This is a genomic window from Streptomyces sp. NPDC049837, from assembly GCF_040674455.1.
GTDB lineage: Bacteria > Actinomycetota > Actinomycetes > Streptomycetales > Streptomycetaceae > Streptomyces.
The window spans coordinates 384,880-395,957 of the sequence record NZ_JBFAMP010000005.1 but is presented as its reverse complement, the minus strand read 5'-3'; the positions used below and the strand labels follow the sequence as shown (position 1 = coordinate 395,957).

Here is an 11,078-nt window from a genome sequence, read left to right as displayed (position 1 = left end):
TCGGCGGGGGACCGGAGGCCACCGGCCCCGTCGGGGGCATGCTGGCCGCATGGGTGACCAGCGGCAGTCAGAGATCGCACGGGCGCTGCGCACCGCCGTGCGCGGCGAGGTGGACTTCGGCGCGGCGGCCCGGGCGCTGCACACCATGGACGCGTCCAACTACCGGCGCGTCCCGGCCGGGGTCGTGGCCCCGCGCGACGCGGCGGACGTGGCCGCCGCTCTGGAGGTGTGCCGGGAGCACGGCGTGCCGGTCGTGCCGCGCGGGGCGGGCACCTCGATCGCCGGGCAGGCCACCGGCACGGGCGTCGTGCTCGACTTCACCCGGCACATGCGGGACATCGTGTCGGTGGACCCCGGGGCGCGGACGGCCGTGGTCCGGCCGGGCGTGGTGCTGGACCGGCTGCGGGACGCGGCGCGCCCGTACGGGCTGACCTTCGGGCCCGACCCGTCCACGCACAGCCGCTGCACGCTCGGCGGGATGATCGGCAACAACGCGTGCGGGTCCCACTCGGTGGCGTGGGGGACGACCGCCGACAACGTCGTGGACCTGTCGGTCGTGACGTACGGCGGCACCGAACGGCGCCTGGGGCGCGGCTGGGAGGGCGCCCCGGACGGGCTCGCCCGACTGGTGCACGACCACCTGGCGGCCATCCGCACCGGCTTCCCGCCCGGCCTTCCCCGCCGCATCTCCGGTTATGCGCTGGACGCCCTCCTCCCCGAGCGCGGCACCGATCTCGCCCGCGCCTTCTGCGGCAGCGAGGGCACCCTGGGCGTGCTGACCGAGGCGACCGTACGCCTCGTCGAGTCGCCACCGGCGCGGGCGCTGGCCGTCCTCGGGTACGCCGACGAGAGCGCGGCCGCCGAGGCGGCGCCCGGCCTCCTCCCGCACGCCCCGCTCACCGTCGAGGGCATGGCCGAGGACCTGGTCCGCGACCCGGCCGCCCGCGCCGCCCTGCCCCGGGGCGGCGCCTGGCTGTTCGCCGAGACCGGCGGCGCGACGCCCGCCGAGGCGCGCGCCCACGCCGAGGCCCTGCTGCGCGCCGCCGACGCCCTGGACGGCGCCGTCGTCACCGACCCGGCCGCCCAGCGGGCCCTGTGGCGGGTCCGCGAGGACGCCGCCGGGACCGCCACGCGCACCCCCGAGGGCGCCGAGGCCTGGCCCGGCTGGGAGGACTGCGCCGTACCGCCCGCCCGCCTGGGCGCGTACCTCCGCGACTTCCGCGCCCTGCTCGCCGAGCACGGGCTGCACGGCACGCCCTACGGCCACTTCGGCGACGGCTGCATCCACGTCCGTATCGACTTCGACCTCGTGTCGAAGGCGGGAGTGGGCCGCTTCCGGCGGTTCTCCGAGGACGTCGCCGGCCTCGTCGTCGCCCACGGAGGCTCCCTTTCCGGCGAACACGGCGACGGGCAGGCACGGGCCGAGCTGCTGCCCAAGATGTACGGGGACGAGCTGGTCGCGCTCTTCGGCCGGTTCAAGGACCTGTGGGACCCGGCCGGCGGCATGAACCCCGGCATGCTCGCCCGGCCCGCCCGCCTCGACGACAACCTCCGCTTCGACGTCCTGCCGCGCGAGCGGGTGGACGTCGCCTTCGGCTACCCGCACGACGGCGGCGACTTCGCCACCGCCGTACGGCGCTGCGTCGGCGTCGCCAAGTGCCGGGTGGACGGCCCGAACCACGGCCCCGGCGTCATGTGCCCCTCCTTCCGGGCCACGGGGGAGGAGCAGCACTCCACGCGCGGCCGGGCCCGGCTGCTGCACGAGATGCTGGCGGGCGAGGTGGTGAGGGACGGATGGCGGTCACCGGAGGTGCGGGACGCGCTGGACCTGTGCCTGTCGTGCAAGGGCTGCCGCAGCGACTGCCCGGTCGGGGTCGACATGGCCACGTACAAGGCGGAGTTCCTGCACCACCACTACGCGGGACGGCTCCGGCCCGCCGCCCACTACGCGATGGGCCGCCTGCCGCAGTGGCTGCGCCTCGCGGCCCCCTTCGCCCGGCCGCTGAACGCCTTGGCGGGCGTGCGCCCGCTCGCGGCCCTGGCCAAGCGGGTGGCGGGAATCGCACCGGAGCGGGACATCCCGGAACTGGCGCCGCGGACGTTCCGCGCCTGGTTCGCCCGTCGGGGCGCCGGCGGCGGCGACCTGGTCCTGTGGCCCGACACGTTCACGAACCACCTGTCCCCCTCCGTGGGCCGCGCGGCCGTCACGGTCCTGGAGGCGGCGGGCCTGAGCCCGGCCCTGCCGCCCGCCCGGGTGTGCTGCGGCCTCACGTACGTCTCCACCGGCCAGCTCGACCACGCCCGAACCGTCATGCGCCGCACTCTCGACGTCATGGAGCCCTTCTCCGGCGTGCCCCTGGTCGTCCTCGAACCGAGCTGCGCCGCCGCCCTGAGGACCGACCTGCCCGAGCTGCTCCCCGACGACCCCCGCGCCCGCCGCCTGGCCGCATCGGTCCGCACCTTCGCCCAGACCCTGGAGGAGTACGCACCCGACTGGCAGCCCCCTCGCCTGGACCGCCCCGTCGCCGGCCAGACCCACTGCCACCAGCACGCGGTCCTCGGCGACACCGCCGAACGCCACCTCCGCGCCCGCGCGGGCCTGACCGGCGACCTGAGCGGCGGCTGCTGCGGCCTGGCCGGAAACTTCGGCTTCGAACGCGGCCACCACGACGTCTCGGTCGCCTGCGCCGAGGACCAGCTCCTCCCCGCCGTCCGCGCCGCCGCCCCCGGCACCGAACTCCTCGCTGACGGCTTCTCCTGCCGCACCCAGTTGGCCCAGCTCGCCGGCCGCCGGGCCAGGCACCTGGCGGAGGTGCTGGCGGAGGGGCTCGAAGGCTAGGCGCGGCCCTTACCGTGGGTGGGTGGGCTTCCGGCTGCTGGTGCAGTACCTTGGGCTGGAAGTTCAATCCAATGCACTCGCGAAGAGGAAGAAGTCGAGGTTACCCCGGTGAACGACACCGCACGTCCGGACGCGTCTGTCGCGGACGCGTCCGCCGTCGCGCTGCCCGAGGCCGTCGCCGCGCACCCCGAGGGGCGTGTCCGGCGGCGCGGGTCGCTCGGGCCGGTCGCGCTGGTGGTGGCCGGTGGGCTGTCCGTGCAGTTCGGGGCGGCCGTCGCCGTGCTGCTCATGCCGCGTGCCGGGGCGGTCGGGGTCGTCACGCTGCGGCTGGTGCTGGCCGCCCTCGTGCTGCTGGCGCTGTGCCGGCCGAAGGTGCGTGGCTACACGCGGGCCGACTGGGGGACGGTCGTCGCCTTCGGCGCCGTCATGGCCGCGATGAACGTCCTCTTCTACCAGGCCGCCGACCGCATCCCGCTGGGCGCCGCCGTGACCCTGGAGGTGCTCGGGCCGCTCGCCCTGTCGGTGGTCGTCTCGCGGCGGCTGGTCAACGTCGTGTGGGCCGGGCTCGCGCTGGCCGGCGTGGTGCTGCTGAGCGGGGGCGGGTTCGACCGGCTGGACCCGGTGGGCGCGGCGTTCGCGCTGTCGGCGGGCGCGATGTGGGCGGCGTACATCGTCTTCAGCGCCCGCACCGGGCGGCGCTTCCCACAGGCCGACGGGCTGGCGCTGGCGATGGCCGTCGGCGCGGTGCTCACCCTGCCGCTCGGCATCGCCGAGGCCGGGTCCAGGCTGCTGGTGCCCTCCACGATCGGGCTCGGCCTCGCCGTGGCGCTGCTGTCGTCGGTCCTCCCGTACACCCTCGAACTGCTCGCGCTGCGCCGCCTGCCCGCCCCGACCTTCGCCATCCTCATGAGCCTGGAGCCCGCTATCGCGGCGACGGCCGGGTTCTTCATCCTGCGCCAAGCCCTTTCCGTCACCGACGCGTTGGCGATCGCGCTGGTCATCGCGGCGAGCATGGGTGCGGTGCGGTCCCAGGTGACGAAGCGGACGCCGAAAAAGTAAAGCAAGCATGCTTGCTTGTTTCTTCGGGCGCTGCCATGCTCCGGGGCACGCACTGCCGTGTCCCGGAGGGAGCGCACCGTGTCGGATGCCCTGCTGGCCGATCTGCGAGACGAGAGCGAGGAGGTCGACCGGCTCGTCGCGGGCCTGAGACCGGACGGCTGGGCCACGCCCACCCCCGCGCCCCGCTGGACCGTCGCCCACCAGATCGCCCACCTGGCGTGGACCGACGACGCGGCCCTGCTCGCCGTCACGGACGCCGACCGGTTCGCCGCGCACGTCGAAGAGGCACTCAAGGCGCCCGAGACCTTCGTCGACGACGGGGCGGAGGCGGGCGCCGCCGCCCCGCCGCAGGAGCTCCTGACCCGTTGGAGGGACGGCCGGGAACGGCTCCTGACCGCCCTGCGCACCGCCCCCGCCGACGCCCGCTTCCCCTGGTACGGGCCGCCCATGAGCGCCGCGTCCATGGCGACCGCCCGCCTCATGGAGACCTGGGCACATGGCCAGGACATCGCCGACGCCCTCGGTGTCGACCGCCCGCCGACCTTCCGCCTCCGGCACGTCGCCTGGATCGGCGTACGGGCGCGGGACTACGCCTACGCGGTACGCGGCCTGACCCCGCCCCCCGAACCCTTCCGGGTGGAGCTCACCGCGCCGGACGGAAGCCTTTGGGCCTACGGCCCGGAGGGCGCGGAACAGCGCATCACCGGTCCCGCCCTCGACTTCTGCCTCCTGGTCACCCAGCGCGCCCACCGCGCCGACCTCGCCGTACGCGCCGAGGGCGCCGACGCCGACCGGTGGCTCGACATCGCGCAGGCCTTCGCCGGACCGGCGGGCCCCGGCCGGGCGCCCAAGGACGCCTCGTGAAGCGGCCGCTGCGGATCGGCAACGCCTCCGGGTTCTACGGCGACCGCTTCGACGCCGTGCGCGAGATGCTCACCGGCGGCGAGCTGGACGTCCTGACCGGCGACTACCTCGCCGAGCTGACCATGCTCATCCTGGGCCGGGACAGGCTGAAGGACCCGGGGCTCGGCTACGCCAAGACCTTCCTGCGCCAGATGGAGGAGGGCCTCGGCCTCGCCCACGAGCGGGGCGTCAAGATCGTCACCAACGCCGGCGGCCTCAACCCCGCCGGTCTCGCCGACGCGCTGCGCGCCCTCGCGGACCGCCTCGGGCTCCCCGAGGTGCGCGTCGGCCACGTCGAGGGCGACCATCTCCCGGTGCCGGAAGGGGTGCTGACGGCCAACGCGTACCTGGGCGGTGGCGGCATCACGGCGTGCCTGCGCGGCGGGGCGGACGTGGTGGTGACCGGGCGGGTCACGGACGCGGCGCTGGTCAGCGGGCCGGCGGCGTGGTGGTTCGGGTGGGGCCCGGAGGAGTACGACCGGCTCGCCGGGGCCGTGGTCGTCGGGCACGTCCTGGAGTGCGGGACGCAGGCGACGGGCGGCAACTACGCCTTCTTCGCCCGGCACGACGTCCGGCGGCCCGGATTCCCGGTCGCCGAGCTGCACGAGGACGGCTCCTCCGTCATCACCAAGCAGGACGGCACGGGCGGAGTCGTCGACATCGGCACGGTCACCGCGCAGCTCCTGTACGAGACGGCCGGCGCACGGTACGCGGGGCCGGACGTGACGGCACGGCTCGACACGGTGGCGCTGGAAGCGGACGGCCCTGACCGGGTGCGGATCACGGGCGTACGGGGCGAGGCGCCGCCCCCGGCGCTGAAGGCCGGGCTGAACCGGCTCGGCGGCTGGCGCAACGAGGTCGTGTTCGTACTGACAGGGCTCGACATCGAGGCCAAGGCGCGGCTGGTGCGCGAGCAGTTGGAGGACGCCCTCGCGGTGAAACCCGCCGAGGTGCGATGGGAGCTGGCCCGCACCGACCGGCCGGACGCCGGCACCGAGGAGACCGCCAGCGCCCTGCTGCGGCTGGTGGTCCGGGACCCCGACCCCGACACGGTGGGCCGGGCCGTGAGCGGCGCGGCCATCGAGCTGGCCCTGGCGAGCTACCCGGGCTTCCACGTCACGGCCCCGCCCGGGAAGGGCGCGCCCTACGGGGTGTTCGAGGCGGCGTACGTCGACCCCGGCACCGTCACGCACACCGCCGTACTCCCGGACGGCCGGCGCGAGGTGATCCCCGCGGCGGTGCGTACGCGAGCGCTGGAGCCCGTACCCGAGCCGCCCCTTCCGCAGCCGCTTGGGCACGGCCCGGTACGCCGCGCCCCGCTCGGGCTGGTCGCCGGGGCGAGGAGCGGCGACAAGGGCGGTGACGCCAACGTCGGGGTGTGGGCGCCCACGGACGAGGCGTGGCCCTGGCTCGCCCACACCCTCACCGTCGACCGGTTCCGCGAACTGATCCCGGAGGCGGCGCCCCTCGAAGTGGTCCGGCACGTCCTGCCGAACCTCCGCGCGCTGAACTTCACCGTCACCGGCCTGCTCGGCGAGGGCGTCGCCGCCCAGGCCCGGTTCGACCCCCAGGCCAAGGCGCTCGGCGAATGGCTGCGCGCCCGCCACCTCGACATACCGGAGGCTCTCCTGTGACCGTCCTCCCCTCGGCCCTCGACACCACCGGGCCCGACTACGCCGCCCACCGCGAGGCCATGCTCGCCCAACTGGCCGAGCTGGAGACCGAGCACGCGAAGGCGCTGAGAGGCGGCGGCGAGAAGTACACCGCCCGGCACCGGGGGCGCGGCAAGCTGCTGGCCCGCGAACGCATCGAGCTGCTCCTCGACCCCGACGCGCCGTTCCTGGAACTGTCCCCGCTCGCCGCCTGGGGCAGCGACTACCCCGTCGGCGCGTCGATCGTCACCGGCATCGGTGTCGTCGAGGGCGTCGAGTGCCTGATCACCGCCAACGACCCGACCGTACGCGGCGGCGCGTCCAACCCCTGGACGCTGAAGAAGGCGCTGCGGGCCAACGAGGTCGCGTACGCCAACCGCCTGCCCTGCATCGCCCTCGTCGAGTCCGGCGGCGCGGACCTGCCCTCCCAGAAGGAGATCTTCATCCCGGGCGGTGCCCTGTTCCGCGACATCACCCGGCTGTCCGCCGCCGGGATACCCACCATCGCCGTCGTCTTCGGCAACTCGACGGCGGGCGGCGCCTATGTGCCCGGCATGTCCGACCACACCGTGATGATCAAGGAGCGGTCGAAGGTCTTCCTCGGCGGCCCGCCGCTGGTGAAGATGGCCACCGGCGAGGAGAGCGACGACGAGTCCCTCGGCGGCGCCGAGATGCACGCGCGCGTGTCGGGGCTCGCGGACCACTACGCGGTCGACGCGACCGACGCCATCCGCCAGGCCCGCCGGATCGTCGCGCGCCTCAACCACCGCAAGGCGCACCCCGATCCGGGACCCGCCGAGCCGCCGAAGTACGACCAGGAGGAACTCCTCGGGATCGTGCCGACGGATCTGAGGACCCCCTTCGACCCGCGCGAGGTCATCGCCCGGATCGTCGACGGCTCGGACTTCGACGAGTTCAAGCCGCTGTACGGGCCGTCGCTGGTGACGGGCTGGGCGTCCCTGCACGGCTATCCCATCGGGGTGCTGGCCAACGCCCAAGGGGTGCTGTTCTCCGCCGAGTCCCAGAAGGCGGCGCAGTTCATCCAGCTCGCCAACCAGCGGGACATCCCCCTGCTCTTCCTGCACAACACCACCGGCTACATGGTCGGCAAGGAGTACGAGCAGGGCGGCATCATCAAGCACGGCGCGATGATGATCAACGCGGTGAGCAACTCCCGCGTCCCGCACCTGTCCGTACTCATGGGGGCGTCGTACGGCGCCGGGCACTACGGCATGTGCGGCCGCGCCTACGACCCCCGATTCCTGTTCGCCTGGCCCAGCGCCAAGTCCGCCGTCATGGGCCCGCAGCAGCTCGCCGGCGTCCTGTCGATCGTCGCCCGCGCGTCCGCCGCCGCCAAGGGACAGCCGTACGACGACGAGGGCGACGCCGCGCTGCGCGCCATGGTGGAGCAGCAGATCGAGTCCGAGTCCCTGCCGATGTTCCTGTCGGGGCGGCTGTACGACGACGGCGTCATCGACCCGCGAGACACCCGTACCGTCCTCGGCCTGTGCCTGTCCGCGATCCACACCGCCCCGGTCGAAGGCGCGCGCGGCGGCTTCGGCGTCTTCCGGATGTGAGGCCCTGATGATCACTTCTGTTCTGGTGGCGAACCGCGCGGAGATCGCCTGCCGCGTCTTCCGTACATGCCGCTCGCTCGGCATCGACACCGTCGCGGTGTACGCGGACCCGGACGCGGGCGCGCTGCACGTACGGGAGGCCGACGCGGCGGTACGGCTGCCGGGCGCGGCGCCCTCGGACACATACCTGCGCGGCGACCTGATCGTGGAGGCCGCGCTCGCGGCGGGCGCGGACGCGGTGCACCCGGGGTACGGGTTCCTGTCCGAGAACGCCGACTTCGCGCGGGCCGTCATCGACGCGGGCCTGGTCTGGATCGGCCCGCCGCCGAAGGCGATCGAGACGATGGCGTCCAAGACGCGGGCGAAGGAGCTGATGGGCGCGGCGGGCGTACCGCTCCTCGCGCCCGTCGACCCCGCGACGGCCACCGACGCCGACCTCCCGCTGCTGCTCAAGGCGGCGGCGGGCGGCGGCGGGCGGGGCATGCGGGTCGTCCGGGACCTCGCCGCCCTGCCGGGCGAACTGGCGGCGGCGGCCGCCGAGGCGCGCTCGGCGTTCGGGGACGGCGAGGTGTTCGCGGAGCCGTACGTCGAGCGCGGCCGCCACGTCGAGGTCCAGGTCCTCGCCGACGAGCACGGCACGGTGTGGGCGCTCGGCACCCGGGACTGCTCGCTCCAGCGGAGCCACCAGAAGGTCATCGAGGAGGCCCCGGCGCCCGGCCTGGGCCCGGACCTGCGTGAGACCCTCCACGCCTCGGCGGTGGCCGCCGCGCGGGCGGTGGGGTACGTCGGCGCGGGCACGGTCGAGTTCCTGGTCGCCGGCGACCGGGCGTACTTCCTGGAGATGAACACCCGCCTCCAGGTCGAACACCCCGTCACGGAAGCGGTCTTCGGCCTCGACCTGGTGGCGTTGCAGCTCCAGGTCGCCGAGGGCGCCCCGCTGCCGCCCGAATCGCCCGCCCCCGAAGGCCACGCCGTGGAGGCCCGCCTGTACGCGGAGGACCCCGCCGGGGACTGGGCCCCGCAGTCGGGAGTCCTGCACGCGCTGGAGATCCCCACCGGTCATGGGCTCCGCGTCGACGCCGGGTACGCCGCCGGGGACACCGTGGGCGTCCACTACGACGCCATGCTCGCCAAGGTGATCGCCCACGCGCCCACCAGGGGCGAGGCGGTCCGGCGACTGGCCCACGCGCTGGCGCGGGCCCGGGTGCACGGGCCGGTCACCAACAGGGACCTGCTCGTCGCCTCGCTGCGGCACCCGGACTTCGTGGCGGGGCGCCTGGACACCGGGTTCTACGAGCGCCACCTCGCCGGGCTCACCGCGCCCGCGCCGGGCGAGGAGTACGCGGCCGTCGCCGCCGCCCTCGCCGCCGCCGCCGGCCGCTCCGGACGGTTCGGCGCCTTCCGTAACGTACCGTCGCAGCCGCAGACCGCCCGCTACGGCGCCCACGAGGTGCGCTACCGGCCCACCCGGGGCGGCGGGTTCACCGTCGAGTCCCACCCGCACGCGCGCGTGGTGGACGTTTCGCCCGGGTGCGTGAGCCTCGAAGTGGACGGCGTCGTACGGCGCTACGAGGTGGCCGGCCACGGCGACGGCGTCGTCCATGTGAACGGCCACCGGCTGACCGCCCACCCCCGGTTCACCGACCCGGCCGAGCGCACCGCGCCCGGCTCGCTGCTCGCGCCCATGCCCGGCACGGTCGTCCGGGTCGCCGACCTGGCGCCCGGCGCCCGCGTCGAGGCGGGGCAGCCGCTCGTCTGGCTGGAGGCCATGAAGATGGAGCACAGGATCACCGCTCCCGCCTCCGGCACGCTCACCGCGCTCCACGCCGCCCCCGGCCGCCAGGTCGAGGTCGGAGCCCTGCTCGCCGTCGTAGAAGACGCAGAAGAGTCGTCCGAAGAGGAGACAGAGCAATGAGCACCGTCATCGAGACCGAAGAGCACCAGGCCCTCCGTTCCGCCGTCGCCGCCCTCGGCCGCCGCCACGGGCGCGAGCACGACCGCGAGGCCCTGTGGGCGGAGGCGGGCAAGCTCGGCTACCTGGGGGTGAACCTGCCCGAGGAGTACGGCGGCGGGGGCGGCGGCATGGCCGAGCTGTCCATCGTCCTCGAAGAGCTGGGCGCGGCGGGCTGCCCGCTGCTCATGATGGTCGTCTCGCCCGCCATCTGCGGCACGGTCATCGCCCGCTTCGGCACCGACGAGCAGAAGCGGCGCTGGCTGCCGGGCCTGGCCGATGGCACCCGCACCATGGCGTTCGGCATCACCGAGCCGGACGCCGGGTCCAACTCCCACCGGATCACCACCACCGCCCGCCGGGACGGCGACGGCTGGGTCCTGACCGGCCGCAAGGTGTTCATCTCCGGTGTCGACATCGCCGACGCCACCCTCATCGTCGGCCGCACGGAGGACGCCCGCACCGGCAGGCTCAAGCCGTGCCTGTTCGTCGTCCCGCGCGACGCCCCCGGCTTCGGGCGGCGGCGGATCGACATGGAACTGAACGCCCACGAGAAGCAGTTCGAGCTCACCCTCGACGACGTACGCCTCCCCGCCGACGCGCTCGTCGGCGACGAGGACGCGGGACTCCTCCAGCTCTTCGCCGGGCTCAACCCCGAGCGCGTCATGACCGCCGCCTTCGCCCTGGGCATGGGCCGGTACGCGCTGGCGAAGGCCGTCGAGTACGCCAAGGACCGGCAGGTCTGGAAGGCCCCCATCGGCGCCCACCAGGCCATCGCCCACCCCTTGGCCCAGGTCCACATCGAGCTGGAGCTGGCCCGCCTGATGATGCAGAAGGCCGCCCACCTCTACGACGCGGGTGACGACATCGGCGCCGGGGAGGCCGCCAACATGGCCAAGTACGCCGCCGCCGAGGCGTGCGTGAGGGCCGTCGACCAGTCCGTCCACACCCTCGGCGGCAACGGCCTCACGCGCGAGTTCGGGCTCGCCTCGCTCATCACCGCGTCCCGAGTGGCACGCATCGCTCCGGTAAGCCGGGAAATGATTCTGAACTACGTGTCCCACCAGACCCTGGGTCTCCCGAAGTCGTACTGACAG

The 11,078-nt window shown here is 74.5% G+C and carries 7 protein-coding genes; all 7 read left to right on the top strand.

All coding sequences use genetic code 11. The features are described 5' to 3' along the window. Window positions 1-49: 49 nt before the first annotated feature. The 7 genes from AB0J57_RS16675 (at window position 50) to AB0J57_RS16645 (ending at window position 11,075) form a co-directional block, all read left to right on the top strand. On the top strand, window positions 50-2,839 hold the full coding sequence (locus AB0J57_RS16675; RefSeq protein WP_366128874.1) for an FAD-binding and (Fe-S)-binding domain-containing protein: 2,790 nt from the start codon (window positions 50-52) through the stop codon (window positions 2,837-2,839). A 162-nt stretch (window positions 2,840-3,001) separates the two neighbouring features. Then, the gene (locus AB0J57_RS16670) at window positions 3,002-3,898 is read left to right on the top strand and encodes an EamA family transporter (protein ID WP_366129104.1); all 897 of its coding nucleotides are present in this window, start codon (window positions 3,002-3,004) and stop codon (window positions 3,896-3,898) included. Between the two features lie 78 nt (window positions 3,899-3,976). Beyond that, the gene (locus AB0J57_RS16665) at window positions 3,977-4,762 is read left to right on the top strand and encodes a TIGR03084 family metal-binding protein (protein ID WP_366128873.1); all 786 of its coding nucleotides are present in this window, start codon (window positions 3,977-3,979) and stop codon (window positions 4,760-4,762) included. After that, a complete protein-coding gene (locus AB0J57_RS16660) occupies window positions 4,759-6,435 on the top strand; it encodes an acyclic terpene utilization AtuA family protein (protein ID WP_366128872.1) in 1,677 nt (558 codons plus the stop codon). Before AB0J57_RS16665 ends, AB0J57_RS16660 begins: the two co-directional genes overlap by 4 nt. Continuing rightward, the gene (locus AB0J57_RS16655) at window positions 6,432-8,030 is read left to right on the top strand and encodes a carboxyl transferase domain-containing protein (RefSeq protein WP_366128871.1); all 1,599 of its coding nucleotides are present in this window, start codon (window positions 6,432-6,434) and stop codon (window positions 8,028-8,030) included. Before AB0J57_RS16660 ends, AB0J57_RS16655 begins: the two co-directional genes overlap by 4 nt. Window positions 8,031-8,037: 7 nt before the next feature. Then, window positions 8,038-9,945 (top strand): biotin carboxylase N-terminal domain-containing protein, encoded by a 1,908-nt coding sequence (locus tag AB0J57_RS16650; protein ID WP_366128870.1) that lies wholly within the window; start codon window positions 8,038-8,040, stop codon window positions 9,943-9,945. Further along, window positions 9,942-11,075: an acyl-CoA dehydrogenase family protein gene (locus AB0J57_RS16645; RefSeq protein ID WP_366128869.1), complete on the top strand. Its 1,134-nt coding sequence runs from the start codon at window positions 9,942-9,944 to the stop codon at window positions 11,073-11,075. The genes AB0J57_RS16650 and AB0J57_RS16645 overlap by 4 nt, the downstream gene beginning before the upstream one ends. Window positions 11,076-11,078 lie beyond the last annotated feature (3 nt).

Excerpts from the sequence above, each read along its gene's own strand:
- AB0J57_RS16645 (WP_366128869.1), top strand. The coding sequence starts at position 9,942 with ATGAGCACCGTCATCGAGACCGAAGAGCACCAGGCCCTCCGTTCCGCC.
- AB0J57_RS16675 (WP_366128874.1), top strand. The coding sequence starts at position 50 with ATGGGTGACCAGCGGCAGTCAGAGATCGCACGGGCGCTGCGCACCGCC.
- AB0J57_RS16650 (WP_366128870.1), top strand. The coding sequence starts at position 8,038 with ATGATCACTTCTGTTCTGGTGGCGAACCGCGCGGAGATCGCCTGCCGC.